Here is a 23,986-nt window from a genome sequence, read left to right as displayed (position 1 = left end):
GCCCGCTCTGCCCGCTCTGCCCGCGCGGGCGTCGGTCACGGCAGCGCCTCGATCATCACGATGGCCGCACCGAGCGTGCGGTGGGCGATCTGGCGGACTGCGGCCTTGCTCTTGTCGAACGGATGGGGTGTCCGAACGGCCGTGCCGATGCACCGGGCGGGCGGGCATCTCGCGCGGGTTAAGCTCGCCGGGTGAGCGACGCTGACCTGTTGCAAGGGCCGATCCATGATCTCCACGTCGAACTCGGGGCGAGTTTCGCGCCGTTCGGTGGGTGGCAGATGCCGGTGTCGTATGCGGGGACGGTGGCCGAGCATCAGGCGGTGCGGACCGCGGTCGGGCTGTTCGACGTCAGTCATCTGGGCAAGGCGACGGTGCGCGGGCCGGGCGCCGCGGAGTTCGTCAACGCGACGCTGACCAACGATCTGGGGCGGATCCAGCCGGGCAAGGCGCAGTACACCCTGTGCTGCACCGAGGACGGCGGCGTCATCGACGATCTGATCGCTTACTACGTCGGCGCCGACGAGATCTTCCTGGTCCCCAATGCCGCCAACACCGCGACGGTGGTCGCCGAGATGCGGAAGGTGGCTCCCGACGCCATCACGGTGACCGACGAGCACCGCGACTACGCGGTGTTCGCGGTGCAGGGCCCGCGCTCCACCGAGGTGCTCACCGCGCTCGGCCTGCCGACCGACCTCGAATACATGGCCTACGCCGACGCCGAGTGGGACGGGCGGCCGGTACGGGTCTGCCGCACCGGCTACACCGGCGAACACGGCTACGAGCTGCTGCCGCGCTGGGCCGACGCCGAGCCGCTGTTCCGCGTTCTGGTGCGCGAGGTCCAGGCCGCCGGCGGTCAGGTCGCCGGGCTCGGCGCCCGCGACACCCTGCGCACCGAGATGGGCTACCCGCTGCACGGGCACGAGCTGTCCACCGAGATCACCCCGGTGCAGGCGCGCGTCGGCTGGGCGGTCGGCTGGAAGAAGCCGCAGTTCTGGGGCAAGGCGGCGCTGGAGCAGGAGAAGGCGGCCGGGCCGAAGCGAATCCTGTTGGGGCTGAAGGCACTCGATCGTGGGGTGCTCCGGCAGGGCCAGCAGGTGCTGCTCGGGGACGCGGTCGTGGGCGAGACCACCTCGGGAACGTTCTCGCCGTCGCTGAAGGTGGGTATCGCGCTCGCCCTGCTCGATACCGAGGCCGCGCTCGAACCGGGCGCCGAGGTCGAGGTGGACGTGCGCGGGCGCAGGCTGCGGTGCGAGGTGGTCCGGCCGCCGTTCGTCGAAGTCAAGGCGAAATAGCGGGCTCCGACCGACTGCCGCAAGGCGCAAACAAACGCGCCGAAAAGCGGCGAAACCTCGACCGATAAGATCGCGGTATGACCGCTGCTGCACAGTTCACCCGTATTCCGCATCCGGCGCCGCTTCCGGAGCAGCGGGTACAGGAGATACTGACGGCACCGGGGTTCGGCCGGTACTTCACCGATCACATGGTCTCCATCGACTACACCGAGGCCGCGGGCTGGACCAACGCCCGCGTCGAGCCCTACGGCCCACTGTCGATGGATCCGGCGACCATGGTGTTCCACTACGGGCAGGCCATCTTCGAAGGGTTGAAGGCCTACCGGCAGCCCGACGGCGGCATCTCCTGCTTCCGGATCGACGCCAACGCCGCCCGCTTCCGTCGCTCCGCGCGCCGGATGGCGATGGCGGAACTGCCGGAGGAGCTGTTCATCGAATCGGTGCGCCAGCTGCTCGAGGTCGACGAGCGCTGGGTGCCCGCGGCAGGCGGCGAGGAGTCGCTGTACCTGCGGCCGTTCATGTTCGCCACCGAGTCCGGCCTCGGCGTGAAGCCCGCCGCGGCCTACAAGTACCTGCTGCTCGGCTCGCCCGCCGGCGCCTACTTCCCGCGCGGTGTGAAGCCGGTGCGGGTGTGGCTGTCCACCGAATACGTGCGCGCCGCGCCCGGTGGCACCGGCGAGGCGAAGGTGGCGGGCAACTACGCGGCCTCGCTGCTGGCCCAGGCCGAGGCCACCGAGAAGGGCTGCGACCAGGTGGTGTGGCTGGATGCCTGCGAGCGCCGCTACGTCGAGGAGATGGGCACCAACAACCTGTTTTTCGTCTTCGGGTCCGGCTCGGAGGCTCGTCTGGTGACGCCGGAACTGTCCGGTTCGCTGCTGCCGGGCATCACCCGCGACTCGCTGCTGACCCTCGCCGCAGACTCCGGCTACCAGGTCGAAGAGCGCAAGATCTCGGTGGAGGAATGGCGTAAGGGCGCCGAATCCGGTGAAATCACCGAGGTTTTCGCCTGTGGCACGGCCGCCGTCATCACGCCGGTCGGCTGGGTGCGTTCCGGTGACGAGGAGTTCGCCATCGGCGGCGGTGAGCCGGGCGAGGTCACCATGGCGCTGCGCGAGACCCTCACCGGAATCCAGCGCGGTACCTTCGCCGATATCCACCAGTGGATGCGCCGTCTGTGACGGTGCGGCCGAATCCGGCCGGAGCGCTGCGTGCGGCACCGGCCGGAGCGCTGCTCAGCCGGGCATGAGCGCCTGCCACTCGGCCAGCGACGTCGGCCGCAGCACGTAATTGTTCGCGCGGATCGTGTCGAGTGCGGCGCTCGGGTCCTGGCTGTACCAGTGGCCGGGGTAGACCGTGGGATTGCCGTCCAGCTCGGACAGGTAGCGCAGGCTGCGGAACATCGCCTCGGAATCACCGCCCGGGAAGTCGGTGCGCCCGCACCCGTCCACGAACAGCGTGTCGCCGGCGATCAAGCGGTTGTCGAACAGGAAGCACTGGCTGCCGGGCGTGTGGCCGGGGGTGTGCAGCAACTCGATGTCGAACGCGCCGACGCTCACCTTGTCGCCGTGGTCGTGACCGGTGAGCTCGCTGGGCGCGATCCCGGTGACATTGGCGACCCACGGAAGTTCCTGGTTGTTGACATGCACTGCGACGCTGGTCTTTTCGAGTAACTCACGCACCCCGCGCAGGGTGAAGCCGAGCATGGTGCCGCCGACGTGATCGGGATGATGGTGGGTGGCGAGTACCCCGGTCAGCCGCAGTCCATCGTTCTCGGCGATATCGGCCAGCTCACCGGCGGCATACGCCGGATCGACCACCACGCACTCACCGGTCTCCCGGTCGCCGATCAGATAGGCGAAATTGCGCATCTGTGTCGCGATGGGATCACCGACGGCGAAATCCCGTCCGGACAACAGCTGACGAAAGTACAGGCGCTCGGCTGACATACCCGTCACTGTAGGGCCAAGGCCATCGGCGGTGTCGGGTCAGTGGGTCGTTTTGACGTGCCGCGACCTCAGTTTGCGCGATCGGCGCAGGTAGACGGCGGTCGAGTGACTGGGACGGTCGGGGCTCGTGGGCGGTGCGCTCGGACCGATCAGGTTCCCAGCGAGAAGCCGAGGGCGGTGAGGGCGGTGGTGGTTTCGATGGCGGTGCCGAGGACGTCGCCGGAGAGCCCGCCGAACCGGCGCAGGCAGTGACGGACGAGGAGCAGTACCGCCGGCGCGATGAGCAGCACGACGAGCGGGCCGAGCCAGCGGTGATCGGGGACGGCGAAGTAGGTGGCGAGCACCGCGACCAGCGCCCAGAGCCCCACGGTGATCGGTGATTGGGTGCCCGCGACCAGTGCACCGAACCCGGTGCCCGGCGCGGCGGTGATTCCCGTGCGGCAGGCGGCGACCACCGCGACCCGGCCGAGCGCGACGGCCAGGACCACGGCGAACCAGCGCTGCGCGTCGGCGAGCGCGGCGAAGGAGAAGGCTTGCAGGCCAATGGCGAACACGATGGCGGTGACGCCGAACGGTCCGGCACTGCCGCTCTTCATGATCTCGCGGGCCCGCTCGGGCGGGCCGTAGCTGCCGAGTCCGTCGGCGGTGTCGGCGAGCCCGTCCAGATGCATGCCCCGGGTGCTCAGCGCGAGCACTCCGACGGCGAGCAGCCCGGCGACCGGCGCGCTCGCGCCGGCGGTCGTGCCCAGCCACAGCACCGCGCACGCCAGCGAACCGAGCACGACCCCGACGACCGGGGCCCAGGCGATGGCGATACCGGCGGCCTTCCGGTCGACGGTGTCGGGTCCGCGCACCGGGAGAACCGTCAGCCAGGAGAACGCCAGGCGCGGCCCGATCATGGGGTCAGCTCCGTCGAGAGCCGGGTGCTCAGGTGACTGCGGAATGGTCGGTGATCACCGGTGCCCGACAAGGTTGCCGCCGGGGGATGAGGCGAGCCCACGCGAAGAAGGTTGGCGGTGGCGGCCCATCGGCGCGGCGGCGGCCGTTTCAGCGTGTGTGGGCGCGGTCGGCTCGTCATTTATGCAGGTCGACGGTGGATGCGGCATCCGAGGTGCTTACCCCGGCCTCGTCGAAGGTGGCCATGTCGGCGAGAGCGGCCACCGCGGCGCGCAGGATCGGCAGGGCGGTGAGGGCGCCGGAACCTTCGCCGAGGCGCATCTCGAGATCGATCAGCGGCTCCAGGCGCAGGTTGGTGAGGGCGAGGGCGTGGGCGGGTTCGGTGGAGCGGTGCCCGGCCAGCCACCACTCGCGTGCGCCGGCGGCGAGGTCTTCGGCGACCAGCGCGGCGGCGGTGACGACGAGTCCGTCGAGGATGACGGGGGTGCGGCGGGCGGCGGCCTGCGCCAGGAAACCCGCCATGGCCGCGATATCGGCCCCCGCCGCGACCCGCAGCAGATCGACCGGATCCTTGGCGACCGGCCGCGCTCGGCGCATGGCATCGCGGATGGCGGCGACCTTGCGGATCCAGCCCGCGTCGTCGACGCCGGTGCCGCGCCCGACCGCCGCCACCGGCTCGGTCGTGGTGAGGGTGGCGATCAGCACGGTCGCCGGGGTGGTGTTGCCGATGCCCATATCGCCGGCGATGAGCAGGTCGGCGCCCGCATCGATCTCCTCGTCGGCGATGGCGCGCCCCGCGGCCAGGGCGGCGGTGACCTCGTCGGCAGTGAGGGCGTCCTCGCGGTCGATGCTGCCGCTGGACCGGCGCACCTTGTGCTGGGAGATGCCCGGATCGGTGTCGGCGTCCACCGCCATATCGACCACCCGCACCGTCGCGTCGGCCACCCGCGCCACCGCGTTCACCGCGGCCCCGCCGCCGAGGAAGTTGGCGACCATCTGCGCGGTCACCTCGCTCGGGTACGCCGAAACGCCGTGCCGTGCGATCCCGTGATCCCCGGCGAACACCACGACCCGCGCGCGCTCGAACTGCTTCGGCGGGCAGACGCCCTGGCATGCGGCGACCCAGTTGCCCAGGGTTTCCAACCGTCCCAGCGCCCCACCGGGTTTGGTGAGCCGGGTCTGCCGCAGCTGCGCCGCCGCCCGAACCTGTGCGTCCGGCGCCGCAACCACTCCGAATCCCTGTTCCACTGTGCCGAGCTCCTCCGGTCGCGCATCCATCACTGCGCACCATCTTGCCCGGCGGTGATCATCTGTCACCCACCGCCCGTTGCGGTGCGGGGGTCGCGCCCAGCGGCGTCGACTACGGCCTCGTCGCAGGCCTTGCCGACTGCTGATCGAGAGCGCCGATCCCATCTGGCCGAGCCTGACCGGAGCGGCTACCGGGACGGCGCTCCCTCGACCCAATGGCAGTGGCAGCTCCGAGACGGTGGGAACTACGTCGTCGCACACCTGAGCCACTCGCCGGTGGGTGCTGATAATCGCCGAACATGCGGCGGCACCCGGCCGGCGGCGACGAGGCGGCTCATCCCAAACGCAGCGGCAGCCCCGCGACGATGAGGACCGCTTCGTCACACACCTGGGCGAGGCGCTGGTTGAGGGTGCCGATCTCATCGCGGAACAGGCGCCCGGAACGCGTGGCCGGAATGACGCCCATGCCGACTTCCGGGCTGACTATGACGAGCCGGTCCCGGTACGCGGCGACGGCGGCGACGAGGGCGTCGGTGTCGGGGGAGACCGTACCGCGCGGCTGCTCCCAGGCGCTGCGGGCGTCGAGGCGCTCGGTGAGCCAGGTGCCGATGTCGTCGATCAGCGTGGCGCCGGGGTAGGGATCGGCGAGAACTGTTGCGGCGTCGGCATTTTCGACGGTCAGCCAGTCGGCGGGGCGTCGCTCGCGATGCTCGGCGATGCGCTCGGCGAAGTCGGCATCCGAGGGGTCAGGGATCGCTGTCGCGATATAGCGCACCGGACCACCCGCAACCAGCGATTCCGCGTATGCCGATTTCCCCGATCGCGCGCCCCCGAGTACGAGGGTGCGCCGCGCGGGAGACGATTGCGGCGTGGGTGACACCCGTGCACGCTACCAACTCGTATGAGGGCGTGAACGCCGCGAACGCCGCTCGGAAGCCTCCTGCTCGACAGGGGCTCGGTTCAGCAACAGCGTCGATTCGGCGCGCCGATGTCGTGGTCCCGGACACTTCGGTGATCACGGGTGCGGTCCGGCGCGGCTGCCGACGCGGCGTGAACCGCAGCACTACCGCGTCCCACCACCGAAGCGGCGCCGGTACTCCGTCGGCGCGATCCCGACCACGCGCTGGAAGTGGTGACGCAGCAGGGCGGCCGAACCGAATCCGGCGCGGGTGGCGATCTGCTCGAGCCCGAGGTCGGTGTCCTCGAGGAGATGTTCGGCGAGCTGGACGCGCTGCGTCGTCAGCCATTTGACCGGTGTGGTGCCGGTTTCGGCGGCGAAGCGGCGGGCGAACGTACGGGTGGACATGGTCGCGCGAGCAGCCAGGGACTCCACGGTGTGCGGGAGGTCGAGGTTGTGCTGCATCCATTCCAGCGTCTCGCGCAGGCTGTCGGAGGCGCATTCGGGGACGGGGCGTTCGATGAATTGGCGTTGGCCGCCGTCGCGCTGGGGCGGCACGACCATGCGGCGGGCGATGCCATTGGCCGCGGCGCTGCCGATTTCGCGGCGCACCAGATGCAGGCAGGCGTCGATGCCGGCGGCGGTGCCCGCGCTGGTGATGAGGTTGCCTTCGTCGACGAACAGTACGTCCGGGTCGACGGTCGCTTCCGGGAATTGCGCGGCGAGTTGGTCGACGTAGCGCCAGTGGGTGGTGCATTTGCGTCCGTCGAGCAAACCCGCGGCACCCGCCAGGAAGGCGCCGGAGCAGACGGTGAGCACGATGGCGCCGGCGTCGGCGGCCGCGCGCACGGCGTCGACGACGACGGGGTCGTGGTGGGTGGTGGCGGGAAAGGCCGGAATCGCCACCAGATCGGCGGCGGCGAGTTCGCCGAGTCCGTATTCCGGCGTGACCGTGATGCCCGGCGAGGTGGCGGGCAGCGGTGTACCGGGATCCCGCCCGCACACCCGGAAGTCGAATCCGGGCAGGCCGTCGGCGGTGCGGTCGAGGCCGAAGACCTCGCAGATCACCCCGAACTCGAACATGGCCAGCCGTTCGGAGAGCACGACGGCGACCTTCGACAGCATGCCGTCAGTTTATCTGGCCGAATATTGACGAAGGATGTCAGTACTGCCACTTTCGGCCGTATATCGGCGGGCGAACAATTACTGCCATGGCTGGATTGGTGATAACCCTGGTGGCATTGGCAGCGTTCGTAGCGGCGATCGGATGGCTCGGCTTCGGGCGAGTGGGCTCGACGGACGTCATCGATCGCGACGTCCAACGGGCACGCGAGGAACTCGCGGCAATGCGATCACGAGCGCCGCACCGCTGACGGTATGGCGAATCCTCAGACCGCGTCGCCCGGACCCACCCGCGGCTTCGGTGCCCGCATCTTGCGGATCTGTGAGGCGCGCACGAACGCGTACCACCCGAGCCGGAACCCGGTGTCGGTGGAATCGGGGAACCGCTCGCGGACCCGGTTGTTGACGATACGGCCGAGCATCACGCCCTCGATGGCCATGAACAGCATCATGACCAGCATGGCCAAGGTCACGATCGATTGCAGCGCAGGTGCGGCGAACATCGACAGGATCAGCACCAGCGCCATCGGCATGAACAGGCCGACGAGGTTGCGGCGGGCGTCGACGATATCGCGGACGAACGCGCGCACCGGGCCCTGATCGCGCGGCAGCAGGTACTTGTCCTCGCCGGCCAGCATGCGGGCGCGCCGGTCCTGGGCGGCGGCGCGGCGCTCGGCGGCGGCCGTTTTGCGCTCGGCCTTGTTGCCCCTGGTGGCTTTGCGCCGGGCACGGGCCTCTTTCGCGGTGAGCGGGGCAGGTGCGACCGGGCCGCGACGCCTGCCTTCGGCATCACGACGTTTCGGGGTGGGACGGCCCTTACCCGCGGTGGCGGTGGCGGCCTGCCGCGCGGAACTCGCGGCGGGATCGCCGTCCGCGGTCGTGCGGTCGGCGGGCTCGTCGGTGGTGCTGGAGTCGCCGCGGCGGAACAATTTCACAGCAACCAGGCTATTCGATATATGCCACGGCCGGAAATGCGGTCTGCCCGACACACGTGGGCGGGGTCACCCGGGTCGGGTCCAGCGCAGGCGGAGAAGGTGGCAAGATGGGAATAGCAGCCCGCCCGGTGGTGTTGACTCCCGACGAGCCGTGCGCTGTTCACGGGATGACCACAGCTGTCCTTAGGAGAGTTCATGACAGTGCAGAACGAGACCGAAGTCCACGGTGTGACGCTCACCGACGCAGCCGCCGCGAAGGCGAAGGCGCTGCTGGACCAGGAGGGTCGTGACGACCTGGCACTGCGGATCGCCGTGCAGCCGGGTGGTTGCGCGGGCCTGCGCTACCAGCTGTTCTTCGACGACCGTTCGCTCGACGGCGATCTGACCGTCGATTTCGGTGGCGTCACCCTCGCGGTCGACCGGATGAGTGCCCCGTACGTGCAGGGTGCCTCGATCGACTTCGTCGACACCATCGAGAAGCAGGGTTTCACCATCGACAACCCCAACGCCACCGGTTCCTGCGCCTGCGGCGATTCGTTCAACTGATCTCAGTTGTTCCTTCAACGGACACGTAGTTGATACGGTGAAGACCCGGACTCCGGTCCAGGTCTTCGCCTTTTGCCGCCTCCAGAGGGGTTCAGCTACGTGTCCATTGCCGTATCCGCGTCCATTGCGACCGACCATCTCATGCGCTTTCCCGGGCGGTTCGCCGACGTCCTGCTGGCCGATCAGCTCGACCATGTGTCGCTGAGCTTCCTCGTCGACGATCTGGTGATCCGTCGCGGCGGGGTCGGCGGCAACATCGCCTATGCCATGGGCCTGCTCGGCCGGAACCCGCTGCTGCTCGGTGCCGTCGGTGCCGATTTCAGCGAGTACCGGCAGTGGCTGGAATCCCACGGTGTCGACTGCTCGGCCGTGCGTATCTCCGATTCCGCGCACACCGCGCGCTTCGTCTGCACCACCGACGAGGACATGGCCCAGATCGCCTCCTTCTACCCGGGCGCGATGAGCGAGGCCCGGGACATCTCCATCGCGGGTCTGGTCGAGGACCGCACTCTCGACCTGGTGCTGGTCGGCGCGAACGACCCCGAGGCGATGCTGCGGCACACCGCCGAATGCCGTGAACTCGACATTCCTTTCGCCGCGGACCCCTCCCAGCAGCTGGCCCGCCTCGACGGCGATCAGACCGTTCAACTCATCGACGGCGCCGCCTACTTGTTCACCAACGAATACGAGTGGGGTCTGCTGAAGCAGAAGTCCGGGCTTACCGAGGAGGAAGTGGCCGCGCGCGTCGGCATCCGGGTCACCACCCTCGGCAAGAACGGGGTGCTCGTGGTCGACCGCGACGGCACCGAGGTTCGTGTCGGTGTGGTGCCGGAGAACGCCAAGGTCGACCCGACCGGTGTCGGTGACGCCTTCCGCGCCGGCTTCCTGACCGGCCACACCGCAGGCCTGAGCCTGGAACGCGCCGCACAGCTGGGCTCGCTGGTGGCGGTGCTGGTGCTGGAGACCGTCGGCACCCAGGAATGGAGCCTCGACCCCGATGACGCCCTCAAGCGCCTGACCCAGGCCTACGGCCCCGAATCGGCCGCCGAACTGGAACCGCTGCTGCGCTGAGAGACGGCTCCCGCCACGCCAGCTCGAGACGCCGACTCTCGCATGAGCGTGTCGTCGATGTCCGCACCAGCTCGCAACGCGGTTCGCGCGATCGCCGCGTCGGCGCGATCGAGGGATCGAACTCGCCCCGCTGTGGCGGCGGGATTCGGTCCCACCGGAACTTCTGACACACGAATGCCCCGCTCGAACAGAGCGGGGCATTCGGCGATTTCAGCGGTCGGCGACTACAACGACACCGGATACGTCGGCTCCTGGATCTCCGGCTTGATCCGATCCTCGACGAAGATTCCGTGCCACACCATGAACACCAGCAGCGTCCAGAGCCTGCGGCTGTGGTCGGAGGTACCTGCCCGGTGCGCCTCGAGCATCTTCGTGATCGCGGCCTTGTCCAGCAGGTGATCGGTCTGCGATTCGGCGATCTGCTGCCGGGCCCAGTCGTAGAGTTCGGTGCCGCGCAGCCAATGCCGCAGCGGCACAGGGAAACCCAGCTTGGCGCGGTGCAGCACATGCGGGGGCACGATGCCTTCGAGGGCCTGGCGCAGCGCGTACTTGGTGGTGTCCTTGGTGATCTTCTGCTCGAACGGAATCCGCTCGGCGACCGCGAAGACCTCCGAATCCAGGAACGGCACGCGCAGCTCCAGCGAGTTCGCCATCGTCATCTTGTCGGCCTTGACCAGGATGTCGCCGCGCAGCCAGGTGAACAGGTCCAGATGCTGCATCCGGGCCACCGGATCCCAGCCGCGCGATTTCGCGTAGATCGGCGCGGTGACGTCCTGATGGGTCCATTCGGGCCGGAAATCGCGCAGCACCGCACGCAATTGGGCGTCGTTGAAGCTGCGGGCATTGCCGTAGTAGCGCTCTTCCAACGTCAGCGATCCGCGGTGCAGCAGGCTCTTGCCGCGGGTGCCTTCCGGAATCCGGTCCGACAGCTTGCCGGCGAGCTTGCGCAGCCCGCGCGGCAGTCGCTCGAACGGCTTCAGCGACAACGGTTCCCGGTAGATGGTGTAGCCGCCGAACAGCTCGTCGGCGCCCTCGCCGGAGAGCACCACCTTGACGTGCTTGCGGGCCTCCTTGGCCACGAAATACAGCGGCACCAGTGCTGGGTCGGCCACCGGATCGTCGAGATACCAGACGATCTCGGGGATGGCGGCGGCGAACTCGGCGGGGGAGACCACCTTGACGATATGGCGGGCCCCGATCGCTGCGGCGCTCTCGGCGGCGACATCGACCTCCGAATAGCCCTCCCGCTCGAACCCGGTGGTGAAGGTGATCAGATTCGGGTTGTGCCGCATGGCCAGCGCGGCGATGGCGGTGGAGTCGATGCCGCCGGACAGGAACGAACCGACGGTCACATCGGCACGCATGTGCTTGGCGACCGAGTCCTCCAGCGCCGCGGCGATCTCCCGGTACCGCGCTTGCTCGGAGCCGGCCGCGAACGGCTTCACCCGGAACTTCGGCTCGAAGTAGCGGACCGTCTTCGGCTCCTCGCCGGGCTGGACCATCGCGTAACTACCGGACTCCAGCCTGCGGACGGCCGCGTGCAGCGTCTCCGGCTCGGGCACATATTGCAGCACCGTGTAGTGCTCGAGCGCGCGCGGATCCAGCTCATCGCCCGCGCCGATCGCAGGCAGCAACTCCAGCAAGCTCTTCTTCTCGCTGCTGAACGCGGTGCCGCCGGGGCCGGTGGCCAGGAACAGCGGCTTGATGCCGAACGGGTCGCGGGCCAGGAACAGCTGCTCGGTCTCGGTATCCCAGATCGCGAACGCGAACATGCCGCGCAGCCTGCGCACCGCGTCCGGGCCCCAATAGTGGAAGGCCGCGACGATGGATTCGCTGTCGCCCTCGGTGGCGAACATGGCGCCGTCGGGGAACTCGGCGGCGTGCTCGCGCGCCAGCTCCTCGCGCAACTCCAGGTAGTTGTAGATCTCACCGTTGAAGGTGAGGGCATAACGCTGCGGGTTGTCGGCCGGGCCCCAGCGCAGCGGCTGATGCGAATGCTCGATATCGATGATCGACAGCCGGTTGAAACCGAAGATCACGTGCTCGTCGTGCCAGGTCCCGCGCTCGTCCGGGCCGCGGTGGCGGCCGCAGTGCAGGGCGTCGTACACCTGCTCCACCGTGTCGGGCGCTGCTTTGTCAGACGTCAGAAATCCGAGCAGTCCACACACGGTGCCGGCAACCTCTTTCCTGTGGTCGGGACCGCGCCGATTCGGTTCGCGCGCGGCGGGGGATTCCCTGGCGAAAATCTAGTGACCGAGTATGCCCCACTCGGCCGCCGATCGCGTTGTTCAGGGCTCGGACGCGGACGGCGCCGACCCCGGGAATCGGCCGCCGCGCCGCGGTGCGACTCCGGCGCCGGACCGGCGGCGCGTCCGGTGATGTCGCCGGTGACGAACACGGCGATGTGGCGGGTGCGCAACGGGTCGCGGTATCGCCGAACGCCCGCGTGCTGGGCGGATGCGCGTACGGGCGCGGATGCGCACCGCACCACGGAGTGTCGAAGCCGACCCGACGCGGAACCAAGACCAGGTTTGGTCTACGCTGCGTAGTACTCGGGCCGTCCCGTGGTGCTCCGTGCGCGAAAGCGCCGGTATCCGCGGTGAGGTTCGGACAAGCTGTTGACGTGCCGTCCCCAGCGGACGGTGCAGTGTCGGAATGTGTGGCGACCAGGAAGGCGTGAGCGTGGCGCACAAGGCGAGCGACGAGATCGGGGCACACCCCGCCCGGGGGCGGCAGGGCCGTGTCCTTCGGCGGGCCGGGCTGGCGGTGTCCTTGGGGATCACCGCGATGCTCGTCTCGGGCTGCTCGATCGACAATGTCTGGCTGCGGTTCGGCTGGCCATCGGGCATCACGCCGCAGGCCACCCGCATGCGCGAGCTGTGGACCTGGTCGGTCGTCGCCGCCCTGCTGATGGGTGTGCTGGTGTGGGGCCTGACCTTCTGGACCATCGCCTTCCACCGCAAGAAGAAGGACTCGCCGGAGTTCCCGCGCCAGACCGGCTACAACGTGCCGCTGGAGCTGACCTACACGGCGATCCCGTTCGTCATCATCGCGGTGCTGTTCTACTTCACCGTCGTCGTGCAGAACTACGTGCACGAAAAGGTCGACAACCCCGACGTCGTCGTGGACGTGACCGCCTTCCAGTGGAACTGGAAGTTCGGCTACCGCACCGTGGACCTGAAGAACGGTTTCACCTACAACGGCATCGACACCGAGCGTGAGGCCCTCAACGAGGAGCAGCTGAAGGCCTACGAGGAGCGCATCGACCCCGAGCACGGCCACCCGCAGCCGGGCCCGGTGCACGGTAAGCCCGAGAACGACATCCTGTCCTACCTGCACTACGACAAGATCGAGACCATCGGCTCCAGCAACGAGATCCCGGTGCTCGTGCTGCCGACCGGCAAGACCATCGAGTTCCAGCTCGCCGCCGCCGACGTCATCCACGCCTTCTGGGTGCCGGAGTTCCTGTTCAAGCGCGACGTGATGCCGAACCCGAAGGAAAACCACTCCGACAACGTCTTCCAGATCACCGAGATCGAGAAGGAAGGCGCGTTCGTCGGCCGCTGCGCCGAGATGTGCGGTACCTACCACTCGATGATGAACTTCGAGGTCCGCGCGGTCTCGCCGGAGAAGTTCCAGGCCTACATCGAAGCGCGCGACAAGGGCATGACCAACGCCCAAGCGCTCGAGTCCATCGGTGAATCGCCGGTGGCCACCTCCACCCGGCCGTTCAACACCGACCGCACCGTCAAGAGCGCGGCCGAGAGCAACTGAGGACTGATCTGACATGAAGATCGAAGCGCGGATTTTCGAACTGCTGACGGTGTTCTTCGTCATCGTCGGTATCGTCTACGGCTTCTTCACGGCACAGTCGCGCACCGGCGTCGAATGGGCGGGCACCACCGCCATCGTGCTGACCGCGGGTCTGTCGCTGATCATCGGCACCTACTTCCGCTTCGTCGCCCGGCGCCTCGACCTGCGCCCGGAGGACTACGAGGACGCCGAGATCGTCGACGGCGCCGGCGACCTCGGCTTCTTCTCGCCCGGCAGCTTCTGGCCCATCACCCTGGCGGCCGCGGGCTCCATCACCGCCCTCGGACTGGCCTTCTTCCAGTTCTGGCTGATCGGCATCGGCGTCGTCTGCATCCTCATCGCCGCGGGCGGGCTGGTGTTCGAGTACCACATGGGTCCCGAGAAGCACTGACACTGCCTCGTAGCGAACGCCCCACCAGGTTCCGGCCGGTGGGGCGTTCGCCATTTCCGGGGAATGTCGATCGCCGTCAGGCGCCTATCTGTTCCGGCGCCTCGGACATGGCCCGCGTCCCTCGGGGCGGGTGAGGATCAGGGCATGGAAAACAGCACAGTGCTCGTCATCGGTGGAACCGGCAAAGTGGGGCGGCGCGTCGCGGCGCGGCTGCGGGCGCGCGGAGACGACGTCCGCGTCGCCTCCCGATCCGGTGCGACCCGCTTCGACTGGACCGATCCGCAGACCTGGGAAGCCGCGCTCGACGGGGTGCGGGCGGTGTTCGTGGTGCCGCTGGATGTGTCGCCCTCGCCGACACCGTCGCTCGTGCGTGCCGCCGCCGCGGCGGGAGTCGAACGGATGGTGCTGTTGTCTGCCCGTGGCGTCGACACACCCGGATATTTCGGCGCCGACTACGCGGGTGGCCGGTCCCATCTGGAGGGGGAGCAGGCGCTGCGCGAGTCCGGCCTGGCCTGGACGGTGCTGCGGCCGAGCTGGTTCATGCAGAACTTCTCCGAGGGGGCCTTCCTCGGCGGCGTGCTCTCGGGCGAGCTCGCCCTGCCCGCGGCCGACGGGAAGTCCGCCTTCGTCGATGCCGCCGATATCGCCGACGTCGCCGTGGCCGCGCTCACCGGGACCGGGCATGACGGTCAGGTCTACGACCTGACCGGGCCCGCGCCGCTGAGCATCGAGGAGGCCCTCGCCCAGATCGCGACCGCCTCGGGGCGGCGTGCGAACTATCTCCCGGTGGAGGTCGCCGATTTCGAGCGGGAATTGGCCGGGCAGGGCGTCTCCGCGGCGGAGATCGAACTCTGGTCGGGTGCGTTGAGCTCGATTCGCACCAGCTCGGACGCGGTGGTCGCCGACGGTGTACGCCGCGCGCTCGGGCGTGACCCGCGGACCTTCGCCGCGTTCGCCGCGGCGGAGGCCGACTCCTGGCGCGGGTAATCGCCTGGGGCGACCGGGATATCGGACGCGCCGCTCGTGCTGCGCCGATAGGCGCTCGGGCTCATCCCGCGCACCCGCTTGAACGCGCTGGAGAACCCGAACGCGTCCGCGTATCCCACCCGGCGGGCGATCGCGGCCACCGTCAACTCGGTGTGCGCGAGCAGGTCGGCGGCCAGCGTGAGCCGCCATTCGGTGAGGTAGGCGGCCGGACTCTGGCCCACCGCGGCGGTGAAGCGGGAGGTGAACGTGGTGCGCGCGACGCCCGCCGTCGCCGCGAGTTCGGCGGTCGACCAGGCTCGCGCCGGGTCGGCGTGCATCGCGGCCAGCGCGGGGCCGACCACAGCGTCGCCGAGCGCCCGGTACCAGCTGGGCGGCTCGGCCTCCGGCCGGTCGAACCAGTCGCGCAGGGTGCACACCAGCAGCCAGTCCAGCAGGCGGTCGAGCACGATCTGCCTGCCCGGCCCCGACAGCGACAGCTGCGCCTGCAGGTAGTCGCGTAGTGGCCCACAGTCCTCGGCGTCGGTGACGACGGCGACTCGCGGCAGCACCCGCAACAGCCGGTGCGGCACCTCGGCCCGGATGTCGTAGGAGCCGACCATCAGCACGGTCGGCTCGGAGCTGTCCGCGCCGGGTTCGGGTGCGTCGGTGAAGGTGAACGGTTCGGGCCCGCACACGATCGCCGTCTGCCCGGCCACGATTCGCCGCGGCTGCCCCGCACCGGCGTCCAGCACCCCGCTGCCACGCATCGGCGCGCACAACGTCAGGTACGCCGATTCCCCCAGCCGCAACGACCCCATCGGCGCCACCTGTGGCTGTCCGAACACCGACCCGTTACCCCGGACATTGCGCAGCAGTTCGTCGAACACATCCACCCCGCCACGATAGGCATATCCGGGGCGGGACCGTCTCGGCTGTCGCCGCGAGGTCGTCCGGGCTACTCCGCCGATTCGTAGCGCAACGCGTGTTCGGAGCGGCAGATTTCGTCGATGGTGGTGACGATGTCGCGGAGTTGTTCGGAGGGCAGGGACGCGGGGCGCAGCCGGCAGGTGAAGGTGATGAGGCCGTGGTCTTCGGGCGACAGGCCGCGGGCGGCCGATTCGGCGCGCAGGAACGCCGAGCGCACGCCGTAGGTCATGGCGGAGATGACGGTGAAGCAGCCGGTGCGTTCGCGGTGGCCGGCGAACAGGTCGTGCAGGCGGTAGAAGACCGAGGTGTAGCTCGACAGCGGGGCGAACACGCCGACCCGGTAGGCGGGGCCGCGTTCGGAGGAGCTGATGACGGTGTCGGCGAGGTATTCGGCGTCACGCAGGGTGAGCACCTTCGGGGTGAGCATGACCGCGCCTGCGGCGGCGTTGCGCACCGGCATGCCCGCGCGCCCGCCGGCGGCCGAGGCGATCACACCGAGCGATTTGCGGGCCCTGGTGCCCACCTCGCGGCGTGCGCGCAGCGAACGAGTGGGGGCGGTGGGGTAGAGGCTCGACCACTGCCCGAACCGCACGGTGCCCAACTGCACGTGCCCGGTGCCCACCGGCCGCGACACCTTCAGCGGCGCGGTATCGACCCAGCGGCCCACCTGCAACACCGCCTCACCGGGCCGCGCGACCTGACCGTGGGCGTACTCGACGAAGGAATCGAAATCCAGGAAGCGGTGTGCGGTGGTGCTGAGCCAGCTGTGGTCCTTGTCGACCTCGACGGTGTCGAGGGTCAGCGCGGTGATGATGCCCGCGCGCCCGCCTGCGCCCAGGATGCGGTGGAAACGCTCGGTGTGATGGTCGCGCCCGCAGGTGCCGATGCGCCCGTCCGGGTCGACGTACTCGAGGTCGACGATCTGATCGATGAACATGCCGTACTTGTGCGAGGCCGTGCTCACCCCGCCGACCGAGGCGAATCCGCCCGCGGTGATATCGCGGTGGTCGCCGACGATCGGCAGGCCGAGTCCGTGCGCACCCAGGCGCCGGTCGATCTCGGACAGGCGGGCACCGGCCTGCACCCGGACCGTGCCGCGGCCGAGGTTGATATCGAGCACCGAGTTCATCCGGCGCATCGACACCACGGCACGCTGATCGGGCACCGACACGCCGTCATCGGCCAGCTCACCACCGCAAACGGTGAGCGGCTCGGCGCGCTGACGCGAATCGCGCACGGTGCGAACGACATCCGCGGTGTCACGAGGGAGATGTTCTTCGGCGGCGACAGTGTGCGGCGTGCTCATGGCACGCAAGCTAACCACAGCGCGTCCCCTCGTGCGCGCCCGATCCACCCCCTTCATCGGCCCGGCGCCGGCAGCCGCCGACTGAACAGCACCGATCCGCTCGCATCGCACAAATTCACCGTCAGTTCCCTTGACCGGCCGTCGATCAGCACCTCGCCGAAATGCTGGTAGGCGCCGTCGAGCGGGGAGGTGTCGGGCTGCGGCGGGGCGTGCACGAACACCGCTTCCGGGCCGAAGGTCGGGTCGAGGGTGTTGGGTCCGAACGCGCCCGCGTTGAGGGGGCCGGAGACGAATTCCCAGAACTCGTCGAAATCGGTGAACGCCGCCCGGTCTGGCGAGTAGTGGTGGGCGGCGGTGTAGTGGACGTCGGCGGTCAGCCACACCACGCCGGTCACCCGATCGCGTTTGATCGCTGAGAGCACCTGGGCGATCTCGGATTCGCGGCCGGCGGGTGCGCCCGGTTTACCGTTGGCCGGGCCTTCGAACGCGGTCTTGCCATCGGGCACCACGACCCCGAGCGGCAGATCGTTGGCGATGATCTTCCAGGTGGCGGTGGAGGCGCGCAGGCCGTCGATGAGCCAGCGGGTCTGTTGCGGGCCGAAGATGCGGCCGTCGGGAGCGGTGTTGGCGCCGTTGGCGTCTTTGTAGGTGCGCATATCGAGCACGAACACGTCCAGCAGTGGGCCGTAGGAGATCGAGCGGTAGAGCCTGCCGTCGGCGGCCTCGTGCGGGTCGAGCGGGTTCCACTCGTGGAAGGCCTGCCAGGCGCGGGCGGCGAGGGTGTTCATATCGCGCTCGGTGTAACCCTTGTCGGCGGCGACCGTGCCGCCGGGTGACCAGTTGTTGGTGGTTTCGTGATCGTCCCATTGGACCAGTTGGGCGACCGAGGAGTTGAAGCGGCGGACGTTGTCGTCGGAGAGGTTGTAGGCGTACTGGCCGCGGAATTGATCGAGCGTTTCCGCGACCGCGCTCTTGGCCTCGGTGACGATGTTCTTCCAGGTCCGGCCGTCGGGCAGGGCCACGGTTTCCTGCAACGGGCCGTCGGCGTAGACGACGTCGCCGGAATGCAGGAACAGGTGTGGGTCGCGGGCGGCCATGGTCGAGAAGATCCGCATGCCGCCGAGATCGGGGTTGATGCCGTAGCCCTGGCCCGCGACGTCACCGGACCAGTGCAGCCGGATATCGGCAGGTGCGAGCGGGGCGGCGCGGAAGACGCCGGTGAGTGGTTCGGAGGTGGCGCCGTCCTCGCCTTCCAGGGTGACGCGGTAGTGCACGAGTTCGCCTGCGGGCAGTCCGGAGACGCGCAGGCGGCCGGTGCCGTCGGAGTCGGGGGTGAGCAGCGGTCCGGTGAACCGTCTGGCGTCGGTGAACGATTCGGTGGCGGCCGTTTCCACGATCAGCGTCGCCGGGCGGTCCGACCGTGCCCAGATCAGGGCGCCGTCGCTGCGCGGATCACCGACGGCGACGCCATGGGTGAGCGTCGGCCGCTGCCGGACCAGCCCTGGCCCCGCGTCGTTCGAACAGGCCGCCAGCGCCGGTGCGGCGACCAGGCCGAGCGCGGAGGTGCGCAGCAGTGCGCGCCGAGGGAATCCGTTGCCAGGGCGGAGAACAACCATGGCGTCGACCATGACGCAGCCGGGGCAACGCAATGTGAACGCGCGTCGTCGGCTGGGTCAACGACTTCCGCGCAAGGCGAGCGTATTCAGCCGGTGCCCGGCGGCCGCATGGAAGTTGCCGCGTTCATCGGCTTCGAGCACGACGTCGATGCCGTTCCTGCGGCTGGGCTGTGACCGAGCTCATTCGGCGAAAAGGCCGGGCACGTCGGCCTTTTCGGCGCTAGCACGACACCAGGGGGTAGCGGGTTGGACTCAGCTCGCGGCGGTTTCGGGGATGCGGGTGGCTTCGGGCGCCGAGCCGGACGGGACGCCCTTCTTCAGGCTGGCGGCGTAGACGTCGACGTACTCCTGGCCGCTCAGCCGCATGAGTTCGTACATGACCTCGTCGGTGACGGCGCGTTCGACGAAGCGGTTGCCGCCCATGCCTTCGTAGCGGGAGAAATCGATGGGGGCACCGAACTTGACGGTGACCTTGCGGCGGCGCCAGCGGAACGGTCCGGGCGGGCTCACCTCGTCGGTGCCGATCACCGCGACCGGGATGACAGGGACACCGGTCTCCAGCGCCAGGCGCGCCATACCGGTCTTGCCCTTGTAGAGGCGGCCGTCCGGGGAGCGGGTGCCTTCCGGGTAGAGGCCGACCAGCCGACCCTGATCGATGAGTTTGCGGGCGGCGTTGAGAGCGTCCTCGGCGGCGCTGGCCCCGCTGCGGTCGATCGGGTACTGGCCGGTGCCGCTGAAGAAGAACTTCTGCAGCCTGCCCTTGAATCCGGGGGTGTTGAAGTATTCGGCCTTGGCCAGGTAGTTGATCCGGCGCGGGCTCATCAGCGGCGCGAACAACCAGTCCGCGAAGGAGAGGTGGTTACCGGCGAGGATGGCTGCGCCGTCGGCGGGAATGTTCTCCACGCCTTCTACCGTTGGCCGGTTGTAGATGTGGATGAGCGGGCCGATCAGCACGTACTTCAGCAGCCAGTAGAACATGACGTCCTTACCCCCGGGAGCGGGATCGTAGGCGGGCACCTCTCGGTTGCCGACTTTACCGCTGGACGCAGATCACATCCAAGCGCAGAGGCGAATCTCACCACACCGCGTCGGCGCGGTGCGGCCTGGTGCAGGGTGCTGACGGGCCTTCCGTGACACCGGGCCGAGTCCGGCGGTGCGCGCGGGGAGCCACCGACGCGGTTTGCTCCGGGTGTGCCCGCCGCGGTGCTCGGCGAATGCTCAGCGGCTGATGTGCGCGACCGAGGAGATGTCCCCGCCGGGTGCGGCGAGGGCGGCGCGAGCCATCTCCGCGACGCCGATCATGCCCGCGGCTTCCCCGAGCTGGGTGGTGCGGATACGGGCGAGTGGCCGGTGCCCGCGGCCGGTGAGCGCGGCGGCGTACTCCTCGCGGGCGTCGTCGAGGAACAGCGGCGCCGAACTGCTCACCCCGCCCGCGATGACGATCAGGTCCGGGTCGAAGATGTCGGCGACGAAGGCCAGACCGAGTCCGAGCCAGCGGGCGAAATCGGTCATGGCGCGCAGTGCGAGCGGATCACCGTCCTGGGCCGCGCCCGCGACCCGACGGCCGGTGAGCGAACCCGGATCCCGCAGCACCTCTCTGGCCAGCAACGACGGGCCCGGATCGGTGGCGAGCAATTCGATCGCGGTATCGGCCAGCGCCGTCCCGCTGCAGTAGCGCTCCCAGCAGCCGCGTTTGCCGCACGCGCAGGCGCGGCCGGCCGGAACCACCTGCAGATGCCCGAGTTCGGGCGCGATGCCGTGCGTCCCGCGATAGAGCTTGCCGTCGATCAGCAGAGCGGCGCCGATGCCGGTGCCGATCGCGACAAGCACCACGTTGTGTCCGCCCGCCGCCGCACCGAACCGGTATTCGGCCCACATGGCGGCATTGGCGTCGTGTTCCAGCAGCACCGGCAGGCCGAGCCGGTCGGTGAGCCGCTGCGCGACGGGCGCGTCCTGCCAGGGCAGATGCGGCGCGAACCGGACGGTGGTGTGATCGCCGTTGACGAATCCGGCCACCGCGAGGCCCACCGCGTCGATGCGATGGCGGCCGGCGAGTTCCCGCACCGCGCGGTCGATCGCCTCCTCGAGCGCGCGCGCCGAATGCGGGGTGGGGGCCTGCACGGTGTCGAGCACCGAACCCTCGCTGTCGACCACCGAGGCACGAATATTGGTGCCGCCGACGTCGATTCCGACGGTCAGTGGGTGCGAACCCGCCGCCGGTCCGGTCATGTCTTGATCGTCACTGGGATGCCGACGTAGCGGGATCGAGTGCGCTTGCCCCCGCCCGCGTCCGCGGCGCTCGCGCGCTGATCGGCGTCGGACCCGGATACGGCAGAACTCGGACCGGTCGCGGGCTGCGGTGCGCCGGAACGGCCGGTGGTGCCGCCGGTCTCGTCTGCGCCGGCGGGTGTGCTCGGTGCACTGCCCGCGGGCGTTCCGCCGCTGCGGATGTCGTCGCGGACGGCGTCGGTGTGATGACGATGCCGCACACCGGGTTCCGTGCCGTCGGGCATCACCGGCTCCACCGGCACACCCGCCAGCGCCTCCCGCAACACCGTGACGATCGCGGTGCCGTGATCGGCGATGGCCGAGAGCACATCGTGCTGTTCGCCGCGCACCAGGGCCGCCGCCGCGCACACCGGGCACCAGCTGCAGTTGTCCCATTCGGGTTTGCCGTCGGCCGCGGCCCGGCGCAGTACCGGTTCGACCCGTTCCAGGACGGCTTCGGCGAGCAGTTTGAGTTCGGCGGCGAATTCGGCGAGACCGTCGGGTTCGGCGGTGGCGGTCACAGCGGCCACACCTCCGGGTCGGGCTGGAAGCGGACGATGAGATATCCGCCGTCGAGTTCGGCGGCGGCGACCGTGCACCGCCGCAACACCGGCGCCAGCCGCACCCGGCGCCTGACCCCGTCCGCTCCCACGATCAAATCGTCCTCCACTCTTCCCAGCCGCAACGTCGCCGGGTCGGCGACCGGCAGATGCATCCGCATCGCGTACACCGAATGCAGCCCGGCCCCCGATTCCAACCGAACCATCGGTTCGCCCGAACGTGTGCCGCCCTCCGCCGGATTGTTGCCCAGGACCGGGCCCGTGTCGAGTTCCGCGGCCTCGCCGCGCGCCGCGCCGCCGGTGGGGACGGCGGCCGGCGCGGCCGCATCCACCGCGTACGACAGCGCCGCCAGCGAACCGACACCCACCGGTTCCGGCCCGGTGTGCGCGGCCACCAGCACCGGGACCTCGGGCATCGCCCGGCGCAGCCCGGCGATCACATCGTGCTGCTCGGCGCGCCGGTTCTGATACCAGTGCACCGCGGGATGCGCGGCCTCGGCCGGGCCGCTCGGTTCGGGCACCGCGGGCAGCACCTTGTTCACCACCACGGCATCCAGTCGCAAGCCCAGCAGCGCCGCCGCCGAACGCACCCGCGCCGATTCGGCCACCGCCACCCGCTCGGCGACGGTGATCAGGCGTGCGCCGGTGCGCTCGTGATCGGCCAGCAGATCACGCACCTCGGTCACCGCCGCGACGATGCGCTGCACGGTCGTCGCCAGCACCACCCGCCGCAGATCGGTGCCGATACTGCTCATGGCCCGCGCGTGCGGCGGCCACACCCGGTCCAGATAGCCGAGCAGGGTGTCGGGCGCGGTGACGATGCGGAGCATGTCGGCCGAGGGCGGGCAGTCCACCACGATGACGTCCCACTCGTCCTCGCCGGCGTACTCGGTGATCTCCACCAGCATCAGCAGTTCCTGCACGCCGGGCAATCCGGTGAGTTCGGCCGGATCCAGCGCACCGAGATCGATGCCGTGATCGTGGCCGGTATCGGCCGACAACAGCCGGGTGATCTCACGGAACCGGTCCTCGAGCAGAGCCAGCGAATCGATCTCGATCACCTCGAGACCGGGCACCACCGTGGTGATGCCCGCGACGGTGCCCGGATCGTGCGGGAAACGGAAACCCAGGGCGTCGCCGAGCGAATGGGCCTGATCCAGCGATGCGACCAGCACCCGCGCGCCCGCCCGCGCGTAGGACATCGCGGTAGCACAGGCCAGCGTGGTCTTGCCGACGCCGCCCTTGCCGATGAACAGCTCGACGCGAGTGCGGTGGCCTCCGCCCCGGCCGGCGCCGTGCCCGGTCAGCCTTCGACCCGTTTCTTCAGCTCCTTCAACGCGGTATCGGTGATCACCTTCTCGGCTTTGCGTTTGAACATGCCGATCATCGGGATGTTCAGGTCCACCGTGAGCTGATAGATCACCTCGGTGCCGCCGTCGGGCAGATCGACCAATTCGTAGCTGCCGTCCTGGGCTTTCTGCAGGTCACCGCTGAGCAGGGTCCAGGTGACGGCCTTACCGTCCGGCCGCCAGGTGTAGGACAGCACGTAGGTGTCCTTGACGACGCCGGCGTCGAGCACGAAGCGCGCGGTGCGGGCGCGACCGTCGGGACCGGATTCGAGCACCTCCACCGACTTCGCCGCTGATACCCACTCCGGGTAGGAGGCCAGATCGGCGATGACGGACATCACCTGCTGCGACGGGGCCGCGATGACGATCGATCTCTGGGTCCGGTCGGCCATGACGGTGAACGGTTCCTTTCCGGCGACGATGCTGGCGGTGAAACGTCAGGACGTGAGCTGCGGGGCGACCCCGGCCGGGCGATCGGCCTCCAACCGGGACTTCACCTCGAACGACATCTTCTTACCCGCGACCCGGCGCGCATGGTTGGCCGCGGCCAGTTTGCGCGGCTCGATCGGGCGCGTCGGCTCGGCATGCAGGAAATAGTGCAGGATCACCCCGTCCAGCGAAGGTTCCAGCCACACCTCCATGCTGCCGGTCAGCGCGCCGCCGACGGTCCAGCGGATTCCCTTGTCGCCACGGTCTTCTCGCACGTCCAACGTCAGATCCGGCCACCAGCGCCGCCATCTGCCCGGCGCCGAGAGCAACTCACCGACCGCCGCGCCGGAGGCGGCGACGAACGTCTGATCTGCGACCTGGATACTGCTCACGCGCCTGAGCGTAC

22 protein-coding genes and 1 pseudogene are annotated in these 23,986 nt (G+C 69.3%); 7 read left to right on the top strand and 16 right to left on the bottom strand.

What is annotated here, in order from left to right; all coding sequences use genetic code 11:
• Positions 1-191: 191 nt before the first annotated feature.
• On the top strand, positions 192-1,292 hold the full coding sequence (gene gcvT, locus AC4HOU_RS20570; protein ID WP_490724952.1) for a glycine cleavage system aminomethyltransferase GcvT: 1,101 nt from the start codon (positions 192-194) through the stop codon (positions 1,290-1,292).
• A gap of 77 nt (positions 1,293-1,369) precedes the next feature.
• The gene (locus AC4HOU_RS20565) at positions 1,370-2,470 is read left to right on the top strand and encodes a branched-chain amino acid aminotransferase (RefSeq protein ID WP_490724951.1); all 1,101 of its coding nucleotides are present in this window, start codon (positions 1,370-1,372) and stop codon (positions 2,468-2,470) included.
• A gap of 54 nt (positions 2,471-2,524) precedes the next feature.
• On the opposite strand, the gene AC4HOU_RS20560 is transcribed toward AC4HOU_RS20565, so the two are convergent.
• The 6 genes from AC4HOU_RS20560 to AC4HOU_RS20535 all read right to left on the bottom strand — a co-directional run bounded on the left by AC4HOU_RS20560 (position 2,525) and on the right by AC4HOU_RS20535 (position 8,338).
• A complete protein-coding gene (locus tag AC4HOU_RS20560; protein ID WP_163816764.1) occupies positions 2,525-3,238 on the bottom strand; it encodes an MBL fold metallo-hydrolase in 714 nt (237 codons plus the stop codon).
• Between the two features lie 149 nt (positions 3,239-3,387).
• On the bottom strand, positions 3,388-4,137 hold the full coding sequence (locus AC4HOU_RS20555; RefSeq protein WP_490724950.1) for an adenosylcobinamide-GDP ribazoletransferase: 750 nt from the start codon (positions 4,135-4,137) through the stop codon (positions 3,388-3,390).
• Between the two features lie 175 nt (positions 4,138-4,312).
• Positions 4,313-5,413, bottom strand: a complete 1,101-nt coding sequence (gene cobT / locus AC4HOU_RS20550; RefSeq protein ID WP_163816757.1) for a nicotinate-nucleotide--dimethylbenzimidazole phosphoribosyltransferase — start codon at positions 5,411-5,413, stop codon at positions 4,313-4,315.
• Positions 5,414-5,717: 304 nt separating this feature from the next.
• Positions 5,718-6,263 carry a bifunctional adenosylcobinamide kinase/adenosylcobinamide-phosphate guanylyltransferase gene (locus AC4HOU_RS20545; RefSeq protein ID WP_490724949.1) on the bottom strand — a complete coding sequence of 182 codons (546 nt, stop codon included), beginning with the start codon at positions 6,261-6,263 and terminating at the stop codon, positions 5,718-5,720.
• 183 nt (positions 6,264-6,446) lie between these two features.
• Positions 6,447-7,406, bottom strand: a complete 960-nt coding sequence (locus AC4HOU_RS20540) for a helix-turn-helix domain-containing protein (RefSeq protein WP_163816753.1) — start codon at positions 7,404-7,406, stop codon at positions 6,447-6,449.
• 263 nt (positions 7,407-7,669) lie between these two features.
• The gene (locus tag AC4HOU_RS20535; protein WP_036535178.1) at positions 7,670-8,338 is read right to left on the bottom strand and encodes a DUF3043 domain-containing protein; all 669 of its coding nucleotides are present in this window, start codon (positions 8,336-8,338) and stop codon (positions 7,670-7,672) included.
• Positions 8,339-8,533: 195 nt separating this feature from the next.
• On the opposite strand from AC4HOU_RS20535, the gene AC4HOU_RS20530 reads away from it, so the two are divergent.
• The gene (locus tag AC4HOU_RS20530; protein ID WP_014350070.1) at positions 8,534-8,884 is read left to right on the top strand and encodes a HesB/IscA family protein; all 351 of its coding nucleotides are present in this window, start codon (positions 8,534-8,536) and stop codon (positions 8,882-8,884) included.
• Positions 8,885-8,983: 99 nt separating this feature from the next.
• Positions 8,984-9,955 carry a carbohydrate kinase family protein gene (locus AC4HOU_RS20525; RefSeq protein WP_163816751.1) on the top strand — a complete coding sequence of 324 codons (972 nt, stop codon included), beginning with the start codon at positions 8,984-8,986 and terminating at the stop codon, positions 9,953-9,955.
• A gap of 224 nt (positions 9,956-10,179) precedes the next feature.
• Here the strand turns inward: AC4HOU_RS20525 and asnB are convergent, their stop codons facing one another.
• Positions 10,180-12,123 (bottom strand): asparagine synthase (glutamine-hydrolyzing), encoded by a 1,944-nt coding sequence (gene asnB / locus AC4HOU_RS20520; RefSeq protein WP_195021091.1) that lies wholly within the window; start codon positions 12,121-12,123, stop codon positions 10,180-10,182.
• A gap of 514 nt (positions 12,124-12,637) precedes the next feature.
• On the opposite strand from asnB, the gene ctaC reads away from it, so the two are divergent.
• The 3 genes and pseudogenes from ctaC to AC4HOU_RS20505 form a co-directional block, all read left to right on the top strand.
• The gene (gene ctaC / locus AC4HOU_RS20515; RefSeq protein WP_130915759.1) at positions 12,638-13,729 is read left to right on the top strand and encodes an aa3-type cytochrome oxidase subunit II; all 1,092 of its coding nucleotides are present in this window, start codon (positions 12,638-12,640) and stop codon (positions 13,727-13,729) included.
• Positions 13,730-13,742: 13 nt separating this feature from the next.
• On the top strand, positions 13,743-14,159 hold the full coding sequence (locus AC4HOU_RS20510) for a cytochrome c oxidase subunit 4 (protein WP_163816748.1): 417 nt from the start codon (positions 13,743-13,745) through the stop codon (positions 14,157-14,159).
• A 63-nt stretch (positions 14,160-14,222) separates the two neighbouring features.
• A pseudogene (locus AC4HOU_RS20505) lies at positions 14,223-14,909 on the top strand (SDR family oxidoreductase); the annotation flags it as partial.
• A 26-nt stretch (positions 14,910-14,935) separates the two neighbouring features.
• Here AC4HOU_RS20505 and AC4HOU_RS20500 read toward each other — a convergent pair.
• The 9 genes from AC4HOU_RS20500 to AC4HOU_RS20460 all read right to left on the bottom strand — a co-directional run bounded on the left by AC4HOU_RS20500 (position 14,936) and on the right by AC4HOU_RS20460 (position 23,972).
• A complete protein-coding gene (locus AC4HOU_RS20500) occupies positions 14,936-16,018 on the bottom strand; it encodes an AraC family transcriptional regulator (protein WP_490724948.1) in 1,083 nt (360 codons plus the stop codon).
• A gap of 62 nt (positions 16,019-16,080) precedes the next feature.
• Positions 16,081-17,358, bottom strand: a complete 1,278-nt coding sequence (locus tag AC4HOU_RS20495) for an FAD-binding oxidoreductase (RefSeq protein WP_194991129.1) — start codon at positions 17,356-17,358, stop codon at positions 16,081-16,083.
• A 53-nt stretch (positions 17,359-17,411) separates the two neighbouring features.
• Positions 17,412-18,974, bottom strand: a complete 1,563-nt coding sequence (locus AC4HOU_RS20490) for an alkaline phosphatase D family protein (RefSeq protein ID WP_195021089.1) — start codon at positions 18,972-18,974, stop codon at positions 17,412-17,414.
• Positions 18,975-19,226: 252 nt separating this feature from the next.
• A complete protein-coding gene (locus AC4HOU_RS20485) occupies positions 19,227-19,952 on the bottom strand; it encodes a lysophospholipid acyltransferase family protein (RefSeq protein ID WP_163816794.1) in 726 nt (241 codons plus the stop codon).
• Between the two features lie 240 nt (positions 19,953-20,192).
• Complete coding sequence (locus AC4HOU_RS20480; RefSeq protein WP_194991131.1) at positions 20,193-21,203, bottom strand: ROK family protein; 1,011 nt, start codon at positions 21,201-21,203, stop codon at positions 20,193-20,195.
• On the bottom strand, positions 21,200-21,763 hold the full coding sequence (locus tag AC4HOU_RS20475; protein ID WP_228816019.1) for a hypothetical protein: 564 nt from the start codon (positions 21,761-21,763) through the stop codon (positions 21,200-21,202). Before AC4HOU_RS20475 ends, AC4HOU_RS20480 begins: the two co-directional genes overlap by 4 nt.
• Positions 21,760-23,058, bottom strand: coding sequence for an ArsA family ATPase (locus tag AC4HOU_RS20470; protein ID WP_195021512.1), 1,299 nt, complete (start codon positions 23,056-23,058; stop codon positions 21,760-21,762). Before AC4HOU_RS20470 ends, AC4HOU_RS20475 begins: the two co-directional genes overlap by 4 nt.
• 47 nt (positions 23,059-23,105) lie before the next feature.
• Positions 23,106-23,543 carry an SRPBCC family protein gene (locus tag AC4HOU_RS20465; RefSeq protein WP_138446629.1) on the bottom strand — a complete coding sequence of 146 codons (438 nt, stop codon included), beginning with the start codon at positions 23,541-23,543 and terminating at the stop codon, positions 23,106-23,108.
• A gap of 45 nt (positions 23,544-23,588) precedes the next feature.
• Positions 23,589-23,972: a polyketide cyclase / dehydrase and lipid transport gene (locus AC4HOU_RS20460; RefSeq protein ID WP_163816735.1), complete on the bottom strand. Its 384-nt coding sequence runs from the start codon at positions 23,970-23,972 to the stop codon at positions 23,589-23,591.
• Positions 23,973-23,986 lie beyond the last annotated feature (14 nt).

Source organism: Nocardia sp. JCM 38205, from assembly GCF_058222935.1.
This window is presented reverse-complemented; position numbering and strand designations above follow the sequence as displayed.

Excerpts from the sequence above, each read along its gene's own strand:
- AC4HOU_RS20510 (WP_163816748.1), top strand. The coding sequence starts at position 13,743 with ATGAAGATCGAAGCGCGGATTTTCGAACTGCTGACGGTGTTCTTCGTC.
- AC4HOU_RS20540 (WP_163816753.1), bottom strand. The coding sequence starts at position 7,406 with ATGCTGTCGAAGGTCGCCGTCGTGCTCTCCGAACGGCTGGCCATGTTC.
- AC4HOU_RS20555 (WP_490724950.1), bottom strand. The coding sequence starts at position 4,137 with ATGATCGGGCCGCGCCTGGCGTTCTCCTGGCTGACGGTTCTCCCGGTG.
- AC4HOU_RS20480 (WP_194991131.1), bottom strand. The coding sequence starts at position 21,203 with ATGACCGGACCGGCGGCGGGTTCGCACCCACTGACCGTCGGAATCGAC.
- AC4HOU_RS20485 (WP_163816794.1), bottom strand. The coding sequence starts at position 19,952 with ATGTTCTACTGGCTGCTGAAGTACGTGCTGATCGGCCCGCTCATCCAC.
- cobT (WP_163816757.1), bottom strand. The coding sequence starts at position 5,413 with ATGGATGCGCGACCGGAGGAGCTCGGCACAGTGGAACAGGGATTCGGA.
- AC4HOU_RS20465 (WP_138446629.1), bottom strand. The coding sequence starts at position 23,543 with ATGGCCGACCGGACCCAGAGATCGATCGTCATCGCGGCCCCGTCGCAG.
- AC4HOU_RS20565 (WP_490724951.1), top strand. The coding sequence starts at position 1,370 with ATGACCGCTGCTGCACAGTTCACCCGTATTCCGCATCCGGCGCCGCTT.
- AC4HOU_RS20530 (WP_014350070.1), top strand. The coding sequence starts at position 8,534 with ATGACAGTGCAGAACGAGACCGAAGTCCACGGTGTGACGCTCACCGAC.
- AC4HOU_RS20560 (WP_163816764.1), bottom strand. The coding sequence starts at position 3,238 with ATGTCAGCCGAGCGCCTGTACTTTCGTCAGCTGTTGTCCGGACGGGAT.
- AC4HOU_RS20495 (WP_194991129.1), bottom strand. The coding sequence starts at position 17,358 with ATGAGCACGCCGCACACTGTCGCCGCCGAAGAACATCTCCCTCGTGAC.
- AC4HOU_RS20490 (WP_195021089.1), bottom strand. The coding sequence starts at position 18,974 with ATGGTTGTTCTCCGCCCTGGCAACGGATTCCCTCGGCGCGCACTGCTG.